General features: G+C 62.3%; 20 protein-coding genes. 6 read left to right on the top strand and 14 right to left on the bottom strand.

The genetic code is table 11. From position 1 onward, the window contains the following. Window positions 1-108 precede the first annotated feature (108 nt). Window positions 109-453 carry a RidA family protein gene (locus NKH38_RS12960; RefSeq protein ID WP_023672906.1) on the bottom strand — a complete coding sequence of 115 codons (345 nt, stop codon included), beginning with the start codon at window positions 451-453 and terminating at the stop codon, window positions 109-111. Between the two features lie 207 nt (window positions 454-660). Here NKH38_RS12960 and NKH38_RS12955 point away from each other — a divergent pair, with 207 nt between their 5' ends. After that, a complete protein-coding gene (locus NKH38_RS12955; RefSeq protein ID WP_023672907.1) occupies window positions 661-999 on the top strand; it encodes a protein tyrosine phosphatase family protein in 339 nt (112 codons plus the stop codon). Between the two features lie 9 nt (window positions 1,000-1,008). Here NKH38_RS12955 and NKH38_RS12950 read toward each other — a convergent pair whose 3' ends face one another. Further along, window positions 1,009-1,365, bottom strand: a complete 357-nt coding sequence (locus tag NKH38_RS12950; RefSeq protein WP_031250958.1) for a hypothetical protein — start codon at window positions 1,363-1,365, stop codon at window positions 1,009-1,011. Between the two features lie 65 nt (window positions 1,366-1,430). Further along, entirely contained in the window at window positions 1,431-1,898 is a 468-nt protein-coding gene (locus tag NKH38_RS12945) for an Lrp/AsnC family transcriptional regulator (RefSeq protein WP_352760603.1), read from the bottom strand. 139 nt (window positions 1,899-2,037) lie between these two features. On the opposite strand from NKH38_RS12945, the gene hppD reads away from it, so the two are divergent. After that, window positions 2,038-3,153, top strand: a complete 1,116-nt coding sequence (gene hppD, locus NKH38_RS12940; RefSeq protein ID WP_023694412.1) for a 4-hydroxyphenylpyruvate dioxygenase — start codon at window positions 2,038-2,040, stop codon at window positions 3,151-3,153. Between the two features lie 3 nt (window positions 3,154-3,156). Continuing rightward, window positions 3,157-3,381: a type II toxin-antitoxin system Phd/YefM family antitoxin gene (locus tag NKH38_RS12935; protein WP_023698019.1), complete on the top strand. Its 225-nt coding sequence runs from the start codon at window positions 3,157-3,159 to the stop codon at window positions 3,379-3,381. 3 nt (window positions 3,382-3,384) lie between these two features. Here NKH38_RS12935 and NKH38_RS12930 read toward each other — a convergent pair whose 3' ends face one another. From NKH38_RS12930 to hmgA, 6 genes are read right to left on the bottom strand one after another with little or no spacing between them, the layout of a single operon-like run. Beyond that, window positions 3,385-3,921 (bottom strand): DinB family protein, encoded by a 537-nt coding sequence (locus NKH38_RS12930; RefSeq protein WP_352760600.1) that lies wholly within the window; start codon window positions 3,919-3,921, stop codon window positions 3,385-3,387. A 1-nt stretch (window position 3,922) separates the two neighbouring features. Further along, entirely contained in the window at window positions 3,923-4,219 is a 297-nt protein-coding gene (locus NKH38_RS12925; RefSeq protein ID WP_023698017.1) for a hypothetical protein, read from the bottom strand. 7 nt (window positions 4,220-4,226) lie between these two features. Next, a complete protein-coding gene (locus NKH38_RS12920; RefSeq protein ID WP_352760597.1) occupies window positions 4,227-4,523 on the bottom strand; it encodes a hypothetical protein in 297 nt (98 codons plus the stop codon). Between the two features lie 12 nt (window positions 4,524-4,535). Continuing rightward, complete coding sequence (locus NKH38_RS12915; protein WP_023672913.1) at window positions 4,536-5,549, bottom strand: fumarylacetoacetate hydrolase family protein; 1,014 nt, start codon at window positions 5,547-5,549, stop codon at window positions 4,536-4,538. Further along, the gene (locus tag NKH38_RS12910; RefSeq protein ID WP_352760593.1) at window positions 5,546-6,433 is read right to left on the bottom strand and encodes an MBL fold metallo-hydrolase; all 888 of its coding nucleotides are present in this window, start codon (window positions 6,431-6,433) and stop codon (window positions 5,546-5,548) included. The genes NKH38_RS12915 and NKH38_RS12910 overlap by 4 nt, the downstream gene beginning before the upstream one ends. A gap of 10 nt (window positions 6,434-6,443) precedes the next feature. Further along, a complete protein-coding gene (gene hmgA, locus NKH38_RS12905) occupies window positions 6,444-7,757 on the bottom strand; it encodes a homogentisate 1,2-dioxygenase (protein ID WP_352760591.1) in 1,314 nt (437 codons plus the stop codon). Between the two features lie 124 nt (window positions 7,758-7,881). On the opposite strand from hmgA, the gene NKH38_RS12900 reads away from it, so the two are divergent. Continuing rightward, window positions 7,882-8,319: a MarR family winged helix-turn-helix transcriptional regulator gene (locus tag NKH38_RS12900; protein ID WP_352760588.1), complete on the top strand. Its 438-nt coding sequence runs from the start codon at window positions 7,882-7,884 to the stop codon at window positions 8,317-8,319. Window positions 8,320-8,350: 31 nt separating this feature from the next. Here the strand turns inward: NKH38_RS12900 and NKH38_RS12895 are convergent, their stop codons facing one another. From NKH38_RS12895 to NKH38_RS12885, 3 genes are all read right to left on the bottom strand, one after another. After that, on the bottom strand, window positions 8,351-8,974 hold the full coding sequence (locus NKH38_RS12895) for a DUF4304 domain-containing protein (RefSeq protein WP_023672917.1): 624 nt from the start codon (window positions 8,972-8,974) through the stop codon (window positions 8,351-8,353). Window positions 8,975-8,992: 18 nt separating this feature from the next. Then, complete coding sequence (gene tdh / locus NKH38_RS12890) at window positions 8,993-10,027, bottom strand: L-threonine 3-dehydrogenase (RefSeq protein ID WP_023672918.1); 1,035 nt, start codon at window positions 10,025-10,027, stop codon at window positions 8,993-8,995. 169 nt (window positions 10,028-10,196) lie between these two features. Continuing rightward, entirely contained in the window at window positions 10,197-11,384 is a 1,188-nt protein-coding gene (locus NKH38_RS12885) for a glycine C-acetyltransferase (RefSeq protein WP_023672919.1), read from the bottom strand. Window positions 11,385-11,693: 309 nt separating this feature from the next. Here NKH38_RS12885 and NKH38_RS12880 point away from each other — a divergent pair, with 309 nt between their 5' ends. Further along, window positions 11,694-13,760 (top strand): putative bifunctional diguanylate cyclase/phosphodiesterase, encoded by a 2,067-nt coding sequence (locus NKH38_RS12880; RefSeq protein WP_023672920.1) that lies wholly within the window; start codon window positions 11,694-11,696, stop codon window positions 13,758-13,760. A gap of 21 nt (window positions 13,761-13,781) precedes the next feature. Here NKH38_RS12880 and NKH38_RS12875 read toward each other — a convergent pair whose 3' ends face one another. After that, window positions 13,782-14,186: a MarR family winged helix-turn-helix transcriptional regulator gene (locus NKH38_RS12875; protein WP_502896590.1), complete on the bottom strand. Its 405-nt coding sequence runs from the start codon at window positions 14,184-14,186 to the stop codon at window positions 13,782-13,784. 192 nt (window positions 14,187-14,378) lie between these two features. Between NKH38_RS12875 and NKH38_RS12870 the strand changes: the two genes are divergently transcribed. Continuing rightward, window positions 14,379-14,786, top strand: coding sequence for a hypothetical protein (locus tag NKH38_RS12870; RefSeq protein ID WP_023682929.1), 408 nt, complete (start codon window positions 14,379-14,381; stop codon window positions 14,784-14,786). Window positions 14,787-15,006: 220 nt separating this feature from the next. Here NKH38_RS12870 and NKH38_RS12865 read toward each other — a convergent pair whose 3' ends face one another. Continuing rightward, window positions 15,007-17,052 carry an oxidoreductase gene (locus NKH38_RS12865; RefSeq protein ID WP_023816268.1) on the bottom strand — a complete coding sequence of 682 codons (2,046 nt, stop codon included), beginning with the start codon at window positions 17,050-17,052 and terminating at the stop codon, window positions 15,007-15,009. Between the last annotated feature and the right edge of the window lie 131 nt (window positions 17,053-17,183).

Here is a 17,183-nt window from a genome sequence, read left to right as displayed (position 1 = left end):
GGGGTGGGGTCGGTGCAGCCTCGCCGACCCCACCCCGTCTCGCAGTCTCCGCTTCGCTTCGACTACTCGCCGACCCTCCCCTCGAGGGGGAGGGTAAGGCGCCGCGCTCTAAATCGCCGCCGTAACGATAATCTCGACGGTGTATTCCGGCCCTGCAAGCTTGGCCTCACCCGTGGCGCGGGCGGGCGTGTTGCCTTGCGGGACCCACTTGTCCCATTCCTTGTTCATCTCGGCGAAGGTGCCCATATCGGCCAGCCAGATGATCGCCTGCAGGATCTTGGTCTTGTCGGTGCCGGCCTTGGCCAGCAGTTCGTCGATAGATGCGAGGATCGACCTCGTCTGTTCGCCAACGCTGGCGCCGGGCGTTCCGACCTGGCCGGCGAGATAGACGGTGTTGCCGTGGATGACGATCTGGCTCATGCGCGGGCCAACATCGATGCGACGAATGCTCATTGGATGGTTCCTTCGTTTGTCGGTGCGCCTGTTTAGAGTCGCTGCCGCCTCCGGGCAAGGCCAACAGCGCGAAACCTCTTGAGCCTGGGTTGGATCTTGGGCCGCAAATGTCTATCTGCGCCGAGGGATTTCTTTCCGGCGCGGATTGCCGACCTCGTGTGAGAGTGGCAAGACTTCGCGCCAAACCAGATTGCGAGGATGAGAGCCATGGAATATCGCGAAATCAGCGAGGACTATTCGGTCTCGGGCCAGATCCAGCCCGAAGATGCCGCCGCCATCAAGGAAGCCGGTTTCAAGAGCGTGATCTGCAACCGGCCGGATGACGAGCAGCCCGACCAGCCTTCGGCCGACAGCGTCAAGGCGGCGGTCGAAGCCGCGGGGCTGGCCTTCCGCTACATCCCGGTGATCAGCGGCCAGATCACGGCCGAGAATGTCGAGGACCAGGCCGAAGCGCTCGACGCGCTTGAGGGACCGGTGTTTGCTTATTGCCGGTCTGGAGCGCGCTGTACCAATCTTTATGGGCTGATCCAGCAGTCGAAGGGCTGACCTGGGGAATCAGCGGCGTCTTCTGGCCATCAGTTCGCGCACCCCAAAGAAGATAGCGAAAACGGCGGTGGTCATGGCAATCTGACCAAGTGGGACAGTGTTGGCAACGAGCAAGACAAAGCCCACAAGACCGATCGGAACGCCGATAATGCACCACCAGCGGGATTTCGGATCTGTGAATATGCCTCGTACGAAGCCTCCAAGTGGAGATGCCGGAGGTGACCGGAAGGGATTGATGTAAAAGGGAATTTGGAACATTGCGTCGAAGCCCTTGGGATGCCGCGCGAAATAGATAAAACTACCTATTGTGTACAGCACTAGTCCAACACCAAAGAGAACAATAGCGACGAGCTGAAAACTGACCATCTTCCCCACAGCCTGAACTTTCCAAATGCAAATGAACGGTATCGAAGTGCCGATATCATATCCACTCAAATCGGTAGCGCGCCGGTTTCCTTCAATGTCTCAAGCACGATCGCTGTCTTCACATGCTGCACCGATTCATCCGGCAGCAGCACGCCATTGACGAATTCCGACAGCGATTTGAGGTCGGGCGTCACCACCTTCAAGATATAATCCATCTCGCCTGTCAGCGCGTGCGCCTCCTGCACCTCCGGCAGCCGCGCCAGCAGCTCGCCGAAGCGCCTGGCATTGTCGCGGTTATGGGTGGCGAGCGTCACCGAGATGACGTTGACCAGCGAGAAGCCGAGCTTGTCGCGGTCGAGCACGGCCCGATAGCCCTTGATGAAGCCGTCTTCCTCCAGCCGCTGGCGGCGGCGCGAGCATTGCGATGCCGACAGGTTCACGCGCTCCGAGAGATCGTTATTGGTGAGCCGCGCGTCGCCCTGCAAGAGAGCCATTATCTTGCGGTCAAATTGATCGATGCGCGCGTCATTCATCGATTCACCTCCAATCATGCATGAATTACGCACCAGATGATCATTTTAAGCGTTTGAATGCAAGCACCGTGCGGCCGCTCCGCGCTATCATGCGTCATCTCGTGGTCCGATGCGGCCACCATCCGTTTGGAGGAATGCCATGGGTCCCTTCCCGCACGACGCCCCGCCCGCCAAGATCAGCAAGGAAAACCCCGCCGGCACCGACGGTTTCGAGTTCGTCGAGTTCGCGCATGCGGAGCCGCAGAAGCTCGCCGAGCTGTTCACCCGCATGGGCTATGTCGCGGTCGCCAAGCACCGCACGAAAGACATCACCGTCTGGCGCCAGGGCGACATCAACTATGTCGTCAATGCCGAGCCAGGCTCGCATGCGATGAAATTCGTCGACAAGCACGGCCCCTGCGCCGCCTCGATGGCCTGGCGCGTGGTCGATGCAAAGCATGCGTTCGAGCATGCGGTATCGAAAGGCGCCACGCCCTACGACGGCAACGACAAGGCGCTCGACGTGCCGGCCATTGTCGGCATTGGCGGCTCGCTGCTCTATTTCATCGAAGCCTATGGCAAGAAGGGCTCGGCCTATGATGCCGAGTTCGAGTGGCTGGGCGAACGCGACCCGCGGCCGCAAGGCGTCGGCTTCTATTTCCTCGACCACCTCACCCACAATGTCTATCGCGGCCAGATGGACAAATGGTGGGACTTTTATCGCGAACTGTTCGGCTTCAAGCAGATCCATTTCTTCGACATCGACGGCAAGATCACCGGCCTCGTCAGCCGCGCCATCACCTCGCCCTGCGGCAAGATCCGCATTCCGCTAAATGAATCCAAGGACGACACCAGCCAGATCGCCGAATACCTGAAGAAGTACAATGGCGAAGGCATCCAGCATATCGCCGTCGGGACCGACGACATCTACGCCGCCACCGACAAGCTTGCCGACAACGGGCTGAAGTTCATGCCCGGTCCGCCGGAGACCTACTACGACATGTCGTACAACAGGGTGAACGGGCATGACGAGCCGATCGAGCGGATGAAGAAGCACGGCATCCTGATCGACGGCGAAGGCGTGGTCGACGGCGGCATGACCAAGATCCTGCTGCAGATATTCTCCAAAACCGTGATTGGCCCGATCTTCTTCGAATTTATCCAGAGGAAGGGCGACGAAGGTTTTGGCGAAGGCAATTTCCGCGCGCTGTTCGAGTCGATCGAGCAGGACCAGATCAAGCGCGGCGTGATCAAGGTCGATGGCAAGGCGGCGTGAACCGTGAACGTCTCCATAACCGAAGCAAAGGCCAAACTATCGGAACTCGTCGGCCGCGCGGAAGCCGGCGAGGAGATAGTCATCACTCGTCACGGCAAGATCGCGGCGCGGCTCGTGCCACCAGTTCGAGAAGACTTGTTGTCGCGCATAGGTGCCCTGAAGGGCAAGATTTGGATTTCTGACGATTTCGACAAACTCGGCCCTGAATGGAACGAGTACACCAGATAAAGGTCAGAGGCTCAGCCGCTCGACCTCTTCCTTCCTCACCTTCAAATCATAATCGAGCAAAAACTCGTCCAGCTGCGGCGGCGCGACCGAGCTGCCCGAGAGCATCGCGTGAACCTGGCCGCGATGGTGGATGTCGTGCAGGAAGACATGGGCGAGAATGTCGCCGATCTTTTCGGGGATCATGCCGTCCTCGCGCCGGTCCGTGATGACCCGACGGTCGAGATCCGCCTCCGACAGCTTCTCGCAAAAGGCGATCAGGCGCCGGTCGGCCGCGACCTGAGCGGCAAACAGCGCCTGCGGGTCATCGAACGGCACGTAATCGTCATGGGCGGCCGCGCCGACGCCGCCCTCCTCAAGGAAATCGAGATAGAGATGATCGACCGCAAGGATGTGGTTGAGCGTTGCCTTGATCGACGGGAAGAAGCTGGTGCGTTCGGCTTCGAATTCGCCGGGCTTCAGCGCAAGCACAGCGCGGTAGAGCCGGTCATTCGACCAGAGATTGTTGCCGGCCATGCGGCTGAAGTGGGTGAGAATATCCATGTTATGCGCTTGGCCAACCGACCAAGTCCACCAACTTCAGAATGACGAGTATGGCAGCTATCCCCAGAAGACGAACGTTCATACCGCGGCGCAGTTCTTGCGTTCCTGCATCGCTTGCGACTTCCCGGTTCAAAGCGACGTACACAAGCCTCGGCAGGCGCGCCTCGCTGCTGAAATTACGCAGCCTTTCAGACCGATCCTCGACCTGCCGGCAGAGCCGAATTGCGGAAATCAAAAGCCAGCCGGTTGCGACGCTGCAAAGCCCAAGAAACCAAAGATAAGAAGCGGTATAGGCCATCTGCCATTCACGCTCCCGTCGATCGCATCAGATACAAGCCTGCCGCCATCACCGCGAAGCCGGCGACAACAATCAGCAAAAGCCGGTTCATGCGCCGCCGCGTCGCCTGCGTCTCCTCGTCCCGCGCCACATTGGTGTTGGTGATGGTGCGGAACATCATCGCCTTGCGCGGGTAGCCACTGCGGTTGGTCAGATCGGGCGAGCGCGCCTCGATGCGGTAGCTCAGCCGGATCGCCTGGATGAAGACCACCAGAATGGCCAGCGCCCAGACGCCGGCCAGCAGGTAGAACGCCTCTCCCGTCACTATTGCCCCCTCTTATGCCTGGGACTTCTCGACCTTCTGCTCGATGGCGCCGAAGATCGAGTTTCCGCTTTTATTCTTCATCTCGATACGCACCGTATCGCCAAAGCGCAGGAACGGCGTCTTGGGCTCGCCAGACTCAATGGTCTCGATCATGCGCAGTTCAGCGATGCAGGAATAGCCGGCGCCGCCGGCCGCCACCGGTTTGCCCGGCCCGCCATCCAGCTTGTTGGAGACGGTGCCGGAACCGATGATGGTGCCGGCAACCAGCGGCCGTGTCTTTGCGGCATGGGCAATCAGCGCCGGGAAGTCGAAGGTCATGTCGACGCCGGCATTGGCACGGCCGAACGGCTTGCCGTTGACGTCGGCGAGCAGAGGCAGGTTGACCTTGCCGCCATCCCAGGCGTCGCCGAGTTCGTCCGGCGTCACCGCCACCGGCGAAAAAGCCGAGGACGGCTTCGACTGGAAGAAGCCAAACCCCTTGGCGAGCTCGGGTCCGGTGAGCGCGCGCAGCGTCACATCATTGACCAGCATGACCAGCCGGATGGCGGCGCGCGCCTGGTCGAGGCTGGCGCCCATCGGCACATCGTCGACGATGACGGAGACTTCCGCCTCCATGTCGATGCCGAAGGCTTCGTCCGCCGTGCGGATCGGCTCGCGCGGCGCGATGAAGGAATCCGAGCCACCCTGGTAGATCAGCGGATCGGTCCAGAAGCTTGCCGGCATCTCGGCGCCGCGGGCTTTGCGCACCAGCTCGACATGGTTCACATAGGCAGAACCATCGGCCCATTGATAGGCGCGCGGCAGCGGCGAATGGGCGTCATGCTCATGGAAGCGTGCCGACGGCACCGCATTGTTCTCCAGCGATTCGGCGATCGTCGCCAGGTGCGGCGAAATCCGCTGCCAGTCGTCGAGTGCGGCCTGCAGCGTGCGCGCCAGGAACGAGGCGTCGGTGAAGCGCGTCAGGTCGCGCGAGACGACGACAAGCTTTCCGTCGCGCGTCCCGTCCCTCAATGTGGCAAGCTTCATACGGTTTCCTCTCCTGATGCGGCTTTGGCGCCGTCTAAGTTCACAACAAGGCCGTCGCGGGCAATCGTCAAGTCACCCGCCCACGATTTCCTGACGGCGGCCTCCCAGTCGGCCTCGCCGATCTCGGCATCGTCGGCCGGAATGAGGTGGTTGAGCACCAGCCTCTTCACCCCGGCATCGCTGGCGATGCGACCTGCCTGCTCGGCAAATGAGTGGCTGGCAAGCAGATGCTCTTTCAGCCGCGCGCCATTGCCGGTCCTGGCGACCAGCCCCTCGATGCCTTCTTGTAGCATGGCCTCATGGACGAGAATGTCGGCATTTCGGGCAAAGCCTGCGAGCGGCGGAAAGAAGGCTGTGTCGGCCGAGAACACGACGCTATTCGCACCATGCTCGAAGCGCAGCGCGAAACAGTCGGTCACCGGCGGATGGTCGACGCGCAGTGCCGAGACCTTCAGGCCGCCCTTCGAGAGAATCTCGCCCTCGCCGAATTCGACGATCGAAACCAGATCGCGAATGTCCGGCCTGCCCTCATCGACGATGCGAATTTCGATGTCGAACTCCATCGCCTGGCAGAAACGGCGCCAGTATTGGTCGGTGCCGGGCGGTCCGAACAACGTCACCGGATTGGCCAGACCGGCGGTCCAGGCGGTGTGGAGCAGCGCCCCCAGTTCCAGCACATGATCGGAATGCAGATGGGTGACGAAGATCAGGTCGAGCGCCTTCAGGCTGACGCCGGCATCGACCAGGCCACGCGTGACACCCAGCCCGCAATCGACGACGATGGTCCGCCCGCCAAGCTCCAGCAGCGACGAACTCGGCCACGGCCCGCCCGACCGCAATGCCGGGCCGCCTTTCGAGCCGAGAAGCACCAGCCGGTCGCTCATCGAGCTGATCTCAAGACCAGTCGCCCTCCGGCGTGCCGTTGAAGCGCTTCTTCAGGTCGGTCCAGCAGTCAATGTAATTGTCCTGCCTTGTTTCAAGCTCGGCGCCGTAGCGGGTCAGCATTTGCGGGAATCGGGTCTCGAACATGAAGGCCATCGTGTTGTCGAGCTTGACCGGTTTCAGCTCGGAGCGCGAGGCCTTTTCGAAGCCAGGTGCGTCGGGGCCGTGGGCCAGCATCAGATTGTGCAGGCTGATGCCGCCGGGCACGAAGCCTTCTTCCTTGGCGTCGTACTGGCCATGGATCAGGCCCATGAACTCGCTCATGATGTTGCGGTGGTACCAGGGCGGCCGGAACGTGTCTTCCGCCACCAGCCAGCGCGGCGGGAAGATGACGAAGTCGATATTGGCGGTGCCCTCCTCGCCGCTCGGCGCCGTCAGCACGGTGAAGATCGACGGATCGGGATGGTCGAACAGGATGGCGCCGACCGGCGAAAACGTCACCAGATCATATTTGTAGGGCGCATAGTTGCCGTGCCAGGCGACGACGTCGAGCGGCGAATGGCCGATCTCGGTGACGTTGAAATTGCCGCACCATTTCACCGTCAGCCGGCACGGCGTCTCCTTCTCCTCGAACCAGGCGCTGGGCGTCTTGAAGTCGCGTGGGTTGGCCAGGCAGTTGGCGCCAATCGGGCCGCGGTCGGGCAGCGTCAGCTTGGCGCCGTAATTCTCGCAGACATAGCCGCGCACTTCCTTGTCGGCGAGCTCGACCTTGAACACCAGACCGCGCGGCAGCACGGCGATCTCGCCGGGCCGAAGCTCGATGACGCCCATCTCGGTGACAAAGCGCAAGGCACCGACCTGGGGGACAATCAGCAACTCGCCGTCGGCGTTGAAGAAATGGTCGTCGACCATCGAGCGGTTGGCGACATAGACATGCGCCGCCATGCCGCTTTGGCCCAGCACGTCGCCGGCGGTGGTGATGGTGCGCATCCCTTGAATGAAATCGGTCGGCTCCTTCGGCATCGGCACCGGGTTCCAGCGGTACTGGCCGAGCGCCAGCTCGTGGTCGCCGACATTGGGAGCGGTCTTCCACAGGGGATAGCTCGCCGCCTTGAAGCGGCCGGTGTGTTTTACGCTCGGCCGGATGCGGTAGAGCCAGGAGCGCTCATTGGTGCCGCGCGGGGCGGTGAAGGGCGAGCCCGAGAGCTGCTCGGCATAAAGTCCGTAAGCCGGCCGCTGCGGGGAATTGCGCCCTTGCGGCAGCGAGCCGGGCAGCGTTTCGGTCTCAAAATCATTGCCGAAGCCCGGCATGTAGGAAAATTCCATCCGATCCTCCCTGATCCCGACCGCCGCGAAGCGCGGCCTGCCGGCGATGTTGACCAAACTGGTTTCATTTGTAACCATCGAAAATGTAACTATCAACGGCTGATGCCGCATCCACGGTGCGCATATGGAAACCCTCGAAATCGAAAATTTCCTGCCCTACCGGCTTTACCGGCTGGCCGACGCTGTCAGCCGAGAATTTTCAAAAATCTACCGCGACCGTCACGGTCTGACGCGGCCGGAATGGCGCACACTCTCTGGGCTCGGACAGCGCGGCACGATGACCGCGACGGCGCTCGGCGAGCAGTCGGCCATGCACAAGACCAAGGTTTCGCGGGCGGTGGCGGAGCTTGAGCGGCGGCGCTGGCTGACGCGCACGCCGGACGAGAATGATCGGCGTGTGGAGCATTTGGCGCTGACCAAGGCGGGACTGGCCGCCTATCGCGAGATGGTGCCGCTGGCGAAAGCCTTTGAACGGCAGTTGCTGGCGAGGCTTGGTACGGAAGAGCGGGCGGCGATTGTGAATGGGGTGGCGGCGCTGGAGGCAAAACTCACCTTGGGTTGAGATCTTCCCATAAGTTCGACCGTCGCTGAAATCAGATCGCGAATGCGGCAGGCAACGCCCCTAGACCGTAATAGGCGCGTTCGGCTTCAATGAAGCCTCTGACACGGCTTCGAAATGCCACCGGATCATCAATGTAGGCTAGAAGCGCCTGCGCTTGCGAAGCCGCGTGTCTTTGAGCGCTTTCAAACAGTCGCCTTGCCGTTTCAAAACCACCGGCCAAACCAGCCGCCACCCCGGCGTGGAAGGCCGCCCACTCGCCGTAGGCGCCCGGCTGCAATTCACTCACGAGGATTTTCGCTGTCGCCTGGACGGAAGGGAACATCGATCGGTGAACCTGATCGATTTCGACGACCTTCTTGGCCATTTGATCAACCGCGAGAAGAAACTGTGGCGGGCTCTCGAACGGAACGAACTGTCCAATGCGCTCAACGCGATCGAAGGTAATCGTTTCCGGAAGCGAACCCCAGAGCCAGTGGACTGCTACGTTAAGGTAAGTGCCCTTGGACCAGGAACTGGGCTGGAACTCGACTACACTTAGCCAGAAGCCGCGATCGGCGATCCAGATTCGGGACTGCCCTTTGCGTCGAAATCCGGCCGGCTTCAGTACGAGCTTTGCCTGCGAGGCAATGATACGACCGTGCTCATTGTCCGCCATCTTGCACCCACACGTGCCTCACCAATCCATCACCACCTTGCCCGAACTGCCGCTCCGCATCGCGTCAAACCCCGTCTGGAAATCGTCGATCCCAATGCGGTGCGTAATCAGACCCGACACATCCAGCGGCCCCTGCACCAGGGCGATCATCTTGTACCAAGTCTCGAACATTTCGCGGCCGTAGATGCCCTTCAAGTGCAGCATCTTGAAGATGACCTTGTTCCAGTCGATTTCGAAGCCGGTCGGCGCGATGCCCAGAATGGCGATCTTGCCGCCATTGTTCATGGTGTCGATCATGTCGCGAAAGGCGGGCGCGGCGCCCGACATTTCGAGGCCGACGTCAAAACCCTCGGTCATGCCCAGCGCCGGCATAACGTCGCGCAGTTTTTCCTTCGAGGCATCGACGACATGCTGGACGCCGAGCTTTTTGGCCAGCGCCAGCCGCACCGGGTTGATGTCGGTGATGACGACTTTTCGCGCCCCCACACATTGGGCAACGAGCGCGCCCATGATGCCGATCGGCCCGGCGCCGGTGACCAGAACGTCTTCACCGACCAGGTCGAAGGACAGAGCGGTGTGGACGGCATTGCCCAGGGGATCGAAGATCGCGGCGATCTCGTCGGGCACATCGTCGGGGATCGGCACGACATTGTGCTGCGGGATCGCCAGATATTCGCCGAAGGCGCCGGGGCGGTTGACGCCGACGCCGAGCGTGTTACGGCAGAGATGCCCCCTGCCGGCGCGGCAATTGCGGCAATGGCCGCAGACGATGTGACCTTCGCCGGAGACACGCTGGCCGACCTTGTATTCGGTGACCGCAGCGCCGAAATCGGCCACCGTGCCGACGAATTCATGGCCGGTCACCATCGGCACCGGCACGGTCTTCTGCGCCCACTGGTCCCAATTGTAGATGTGGACGTCGGTGCCGCAGATCGCCGTCTTCTTGACCTTGATCAGCACGTCGTTGGGGCCGATCTCCGGCACCGGCACCTCTTCCATCCAGATGCCCGGTTCAGCCTTGGCCTTCACCAGCGCCTTCATCATGTTCGACATGCTACAACTCCTTACCCTCCCCCTTGTGGGGAGGGTGGCCCGAAGGGCCGGGTGGGGGTCAAAAACTGGCGGAGGTCGTGACCCTGCAGACCCCCACCCCGCCTCCCGCCCGCTTGCTTCGCAAGCGGTCGAAAGTCGACCCTCCCCACAAAGGGGGAGGGTAAAACTCTCAGCCAATCACGCCCAGTTCCTTGCCGACCGCCGCGAACGCTGCCACGGCGCGGTCGATGTCGGCGCTGGAATGCGCCGCCGACATCTGCGTGCGGATGCGCGCCTGGCCTTTCGGCACCACCGGGAAGGAAAAGCCGATGACATAGATGCCGCGCTTCAGCATGCGCGCCGCCACTTCCTGCGCCAGGCTGGCATCGCCCAGCATCACCGGAATGATCGGATGATCGGCGCCGGCCAGCGTGAAGCCGAGCTTGCCCATTTCGGAGCGAAAGCGCGCCGCATTGGCATAGAGGCGTTCGCGCAGGGCGTCGCCATTGCGGATCAGCTCGAACACCTTGATGGAAGCGCCGGCAATCGCCGGCATCAGCGTGTTGGAGAAGAGATAAGGCCGCGAACGCTGGCGCAGCCAGTCGACGACCTGGCTTTTGCCGGAGGTGTAGCCGCCGGAGGCGCCGCCGAGCGCCTTGCCGAGCGTGCCGGTGATGATATCCACCCTGCCCTCGACGCCGCAATGCTCGGCCGAGCCGCGGCCGTTCTTGCCGACGAAGCCGACGGCATGGCTGTCGTCGACCATCACCATGGCGCCGTACTTTTCCGCGAGGTCGCAGACGCCTTTCAGATTGGCGATGATGCCGTCCATGGAGAACACGCCGTCGGTGGCGATCAGGCGGAAGCGGCAGTCTTTCGCCTCTTTCAGCCGCGCTTCGAGGTCGGCCATGTCGTTGTTGGCATAGCGGAAACGCTTGGCCTTCGACAGCCGCACGCCGTCGATGATCGAGGCATGGTTCAGCGCATCGGAGATGATCGCATCCTCCTCGCCGAGCAGCGTTTCGAACAGGCCGCCATTGGCGTCGAAGCAGGAGCCGTAAAGGATGGTGTCGTCCAGGCCGAGGAAGGATGAAATCGTTGATTCAAGCTGCTTGTGCTCTTCCTGCGTGCCGCAGATGAAGCGCACCGAGGCCATGCCGTAACCGTAGCGGTCGAGCGCGCCTTTGGCCGCGGTGCGCAACTCGGCGCTGTCGGCGAGGCCGAGATAGTTGTTGGCGCAGAAGTTCAGCACCTTGTCGCCGCCGACTTCGATCTCAGCCGACTGGGTCGAGGTGATCACCCGCTCGGATTTGTAGAGCCCGGCGGATTTCAGCCCTTGCAGTTCGTTGTCGATATGGGAGAGGAATGCCGCGCTCATGATCAGGTCCTGTTGAGATTGGCGCGACTGTCGCGCTACGCGCACTAAAAATCCACCGCAAAAGCGACCGCTTCGGTGGCGCGGCTGCCTCAACCCTGGCGCGATCCGATCGCATGGCCAGCATGCTAGAGTAGCAGGCACGCGAATACGGCCATGCCGCGAAAGAACATGATAACCATCTCGGCAGCTTTCGTTTACTGCGGAAGCAGCAGTTCCGCCGGCTTCCAAACCTGTTAACCCTTTCAAGGCAATGGTGTTCTTGCCACGAATCGGTGGCAGAAATCCGTCGACCGAGGGGTCACCTAGAATATGTCGCAGCAGCCGGCGCAAACCGTCTCGGGCAAACTCATCCTGCTGATCAAGAGCGGCTACTGGCTGGCGCTGCTGATCATCGCCGCCATGGTGATGGCCTCCTTCATCCTGCTGCAGCAGATGATGGCGGCGCAACAGCACAACCATACTCTGCTCGACATCGTCAGCACCCAGAAGGCGCTGTCGCAGCGCATTGTCTTTTTGACCAGCGCAACCGGCTCCGCCGCGCGTGACAAGCAGCCGGCCCTGGTTGCCGCGCTGAAACAGGCGACCGCCGAGTTCGAGACGAACTACGACCTGCTGCTCAAACAGACGGGAGCCGACCCACTGTCGCCAGCATTGTCCGATCCAAAGTCGATCGAGAGCGTCCTTTACGGCAAGCCGTTCCACCTCGACTATTTCTCGGTCGGGCTGGTCGCCAATGGCGAAAGGCTGATCTCGTCCTTCGAATCCCAGCTCTCCGGCAATGCCGCCTACAAGGGCGGCGGCGAGCGCGTCAATCTCGATGCTTCCGTCGCCAATGCGACGCTGTCGGGTTATGCCGCGCTCGGCCAACGCATCGCCGCATTCGCAGACGAGCGGTCGGAAAAGCTCCTCGATCTCCATCGCACCTTGTTCTACGCCACCATCGGCGTCATCGTCCTGGTGGCGCTTTTCATCTTCCGGCCGATGTCGAAGGCGATCCTGCGCAAGACGCACGAGCTTGTCGATGCCCGCAACTCGATGGCCTTCATCGCCGTACATGACGGGCTGACCGGCCTGCACAACCGCACCTTCCTGACCGACCACTTCGAAACGCTGATCAAGGGCGCGCATCGCCGGCGCGAGAGGCTGGCGGTCATCCAGCTCGACCTCGACCGGTTCAAGCAGATCAACGACACACTCGGCCACGCCGCCGGCGACTATGTGCTGGTCGTCACCGCGCAGCGCATGCGCGATTCCTGCCGTGCGTCGGATCTCTGCGCGCGCCTTGGCGGCGACGAATTCGTGATGATCCTCAATGGCGCCGGCGGCCCCGAGGACATCAACATGCTGGCCCGGCGCATCCTGGAGGAGATCAACGAGCCGATTACCTTCCAGGGCACGACCATCCTTCCAGGGGCCAGCGCCGGCATTGCCGTCTATCCCATCGACGCCGACAATGCCGAGGATCTGCTCGTCCACGCCGACCTCGCGCTCTATTCCGCCAAAAAGCTCGGCGGCGGCAGCTTCTCGTTCTTCTCCGAGGAACTCAGGCGCGAGCTAGACTACCGCAAGCAGCTCGAGCACGACATCAAGGTCGCGATTTCGGAGAACGCCTTCCAAGTCTATTTCCAGCCGCAGGTGTCGCTGAGCAACGGCGCCATCAGCGGCATCGAGGCGCTGGTGCGCTGGAAGCATGCCGAGCGCGGCATGATTGCGCCGGGCGAGTTCATTCCGGTCGCCGAAAAATGCGGCTTCATGCCCGAGATCGGCCGCATCGTCTTTACCAAGGCGATCGAGCAAGCAGCCGAATGGGATCGCGCCGGCATCGCTTTCGGCCGGCTTGCCGTCAACGTGTCCGGCACCGAGCTGCGCGAACCCGACTTCGACCGCTTCCTGTTCGCGACGCTGGAAAAGGCCGGCCTTGCTCCGCAGAAACTGTCGCTGGAAATCGTCGAATCCGTCATTCTCGACGACGAGAAGACGGGCATCGCGGCGAAGCTGCGCCACATCCGCGCTGCCGGCGTCCATCTTGAGCTCGACGATTTCGGCACCGGCTATGCCTCGCTCAGCCACGTCAATCCCAACGAGATCGACCGGCTGAAGATCGACCGCCGCTTCGTCCAGAACATCAACGAGAATGGCGACAACACCAAGATCGTGCGCGCCATCACCGAGCTGGCGCGCGGTCTCGGCATTTCGATCGTCGCCGAGGGCGCGGAAACCGAAGCCGAGCTCGATTCGCTGATGGCAATCGGCTGCGATCAGGTGCAGGGCTATTCCATCGCCTTCCCGATGCCGCAGGACAAAGCGCGCGAATGGCTGCTGGCGCGCAGCCCGAAGAAAGCCAAGCTGAAGGTGCTTCAGGGCAATTTAGCCTAGACTATTGCCCACCGGTGCCGGTCATTTGGCCGGCGCGACATTCGCCCGCAATGCCGCCAGCACCTCGGCGAACTCCGCCAGCCTGTCGTCCGGCAATCCCGCGCGCAGCCGCTTGTCGAAGATGAGAGCCGCCGTCCGCAGCTTCAGGAACATCGTTTCGCCCGCCTGCGTCAGCTCGACCAGATGAACCCGGCGGTTGTCCGGATCGCGGCGGCGCGTCAGCAAGCCTTGCGCCTCCATGGCGTTGAGATGGTGGGTGAGCGTGGCGCCCTGGATGCCGATCATGCCGGCAAGTTCGCGTTGGTTGGCAAGCTCGCTCGACTTGACCGAAAGCAAGGTCAGCCACACCGGCAGCGTGCCCCCGGCCTCGACCAAAGCGGCGTCAAATGCCTGCGCCACCAGCTTGGAGGTGCGCGCGAGATTCATGCCGATTGGCGGACGGTCAAAGGGAGTCATGCGCCGACAGTAGAACAAGGCGCCGAGCGATGGAACGCGGCATTATACATTGACATCGAACCATTTGATACCTAACTATCATGGGTGTCGATCTACCGAGTTCGTATCATCCTGCATTCGACAGGGATCCGAGGACGGGCGGCGGGCAAGGAGGAAGCGGTCATGCAATATGTCTACATCGTCGTTATCGGCCTTCACGTCATGGCCGGTGTGTTCTGGGCCGGCACCACCATCACGCTTGCCCGCGACCCCGAGATCAGGGCGGAGCGCTTTATCGGACCGCAAATGGGCTCGGCCGGCATGGTGTTCGTGACCGGCGCCCTGCTCTGGTATTTCTTCCACGGCGCCTATTTCGGCTCGATGGAAATGGTGCTGGCGCTAGGCATCCTGGCCGCCTTCGCCGCTGCCGGCGTTCTCAGCGTCGTCGTCCGCAAGACCAGCCGGCAGCTTGCCGGCGCGGACGTCGCAACGGAAGCGGCGCTGCGCACCAAAATGGCCCGCGGCGAGCGCATCGCCGCCTGGCTGCTGGTGCTCACCGTGCTTTGCATGGCGACCGCCAGGATGATTTGAGCCCTGCCGCGCGTCGCCTCCCGGTTGAAGACCATTCCGCATCGTGCGTCGCCTGGCTCTCGGCTGGTGGCGTACGCGGCGCGCAGTTCGGACGGATGTGCAAGGTGGCTCTCCGCACAGAGGTTTGGCTGCGCGCCACCCATCACTTTGATCGATCGAGATGCGCCCGCCGGAAGGGTGAGATCGAGCTTTGGAACAAGCCGTAGGCCGGCTTGTAGGCTCAAACCCGCAAGCCGAACCTGATGCCGTCATAGATGGCGGCATGGATGTTGCGCGAGGCGACTGCATCGCCGATGCGCAACAGCACGAAGCCGCCTTCGGGATTGCGTGAAGGAAAAATATCGCCGCCGCCGACCAGCCGCTCATAGTCGACCGCGCCACCATTCTTCGACAGCGGTTTCAGCTGGAGATAGAGATCGTCGAGCGGCGCCGTGCCGTGCTCGACCACCACCTGGTCGACCCGCCTCTCGCCGCGCCAGCCGTCGGCAAAGTCGGAGGCGAGTTCGGCGACCAGCTGGTTGCCCTCGCGCCGTACCGAGCGCAGCCTGGTGTTGATGGTGATGGTGACGCCCTTCTCCTGGAAGGCGCGCATATAGGGCACGTGGTTCATGCCGCCCATTTCGGGGGCGAAGAAGCGCTCCGGCGAAACCAGGTCCAGCTTCGAACCGGCATTGGCGATCAGCTCCGCCGCGCCCATGCCCTGATGGCCGCCATTGTCGTCGAAGAGCAGCACGTTCTCCGCCGGCTTGACGCTGCCGGCCATGATGTCCCAGCTCGACGTGACGAGATTGTCGCCCGATGTCAGCGGCGGGTTCTGCGGCAGGCCGCCGGTGGCGATCACCACCACATCGGGCGACAGCGCCAGCACATCGTCCTGCTCGGCCCATGTATCGTAGCGGATCCCGACGCCGAGCCGGTCGAGTTCGGCCAGCCGCCAGTCGATGATGCCGATCAGTTCCTTGCGGCGCGGGTTCTGCGTCGCGAGCCGGACCTGGCCGCCGGCCTGACCGGAGGCTTCAAGCACCGTGACATGATGGCCACGTTCGGCCATGACGCGAGCTGCCTCGAGCCCGCCAGCGCCAGCGCCAACGACGACGACGTTCCGCCTGGGCCCTTCGGTCATGACGATGATATGCGGAATCTCGGCCTCGCGGCCGGTCGCGGCATTGTGGACACAGAGCGCTTCGCCGCCTTCATAGATACGATCGAGGCAATAGGTGGCGCCGACGCAAGGCCGGATCTCGTGCTCGCGACCTTCCATGACCTTCTTGATGATGTGCGGGTCGGCGATATGGGCGCGGGTCATGCCGACCATATCGAGCTTGCCGGTCGCGATGGCGTGGCGCGCCGTGGCGACATCGGAAATCCGCGCCGCATGGAAGGTCGGGAATTTTGTTGCCGCCCTCACCTCGCCGGCGAAATCGAGATGCGGCGAAGAGCGCATGCCGGTCACCGGGATAACCTTGGTGAGCGCCGCGTCGCTTTCGATCGAGCCGCGGATGATGTTCAGGAAATCGACCTTGCCAGAATTGGCGAGCCGTCTCGCGATCTCGACGCCCTCGGCCTTCGACAGGCCTTTGTCAAAGTCCTCATCGGCGACCATGCGGATGCCGACGATGAACTTCTCACCGACGGCCGCTCGCACGGCATCCAGCACCATGTCGGTGAAGCGCAGCCGGTTGTCGAGCGAACCGCCGAACTCGTCGTCGCGATGGTTTGTGGCCGGCGACCAGAAGCCGTCCATCAGATGGCCGTAGGATTCGAACTCGATGCCGTCGAGGCCGGCCGCCTGGCAGCGCTGCGCAGCCGACGCATAGTCGGCGACGATGCGCTCGATGTCCCAGTCCTCGATGGTTTTGGGGAACGCGCGGTGCGCCGGCTCACGCACCGGCGAAGCCGACAGCACCGGCAGCCAGTCGGCCTTGTTCCAGCCGGTGCGGCGACCAAGATGGGTGATCTGGATCATCACCTTGCAGTCATGCTCGTGGCAGGCGTCCGCCAGTTCGGCCAGCCACGGCACGATGCGGTCGTCATAGACATGCAGATTGCCAAAGGCGGCCGGGCTGTCGCGCGAGACGATCGCCGAGCCCGCCGTCATGGTCAGCGCCATGCCGCCCTTGGCCTTTTCGGCGTGGTAGAGCCGGTAGCGCTGTTTCGGCATGCCGTCCTCGGAATAGGCCGGCTCGTGGCTGGTCGACATCACCCTGTTCTTCAGCGTCAGGTGTTTGAGCTGGTAAGGCTGGAGAAGCGGGTCGTTGCTGGTCATCATCTTCCTGCCATTCCAATTTGTGTCGGAGCAGCGCGTGCTGCTCCAGTTCTTGTCTTAAGCATCGAATTTATTCGAAAATCGCTGCACACTTTTCGGTCCGGTGCTAATGAGCGCGGAAAATCCCCAGG

It is taken from the genome of Mesorhizobium sp. M1078, assembly GCF_040318615.1.
Classification (GTDB): Bacteria; Pseudomonadota; Alphaproteobacteria; order Rhizobiales; family Rhizobiaceae; genus Mesorhizobium.
Note: the sequence above shows the minus strand (reverse complement) of the source record. Positions and strands in the feature narration are given on the sequence as shown.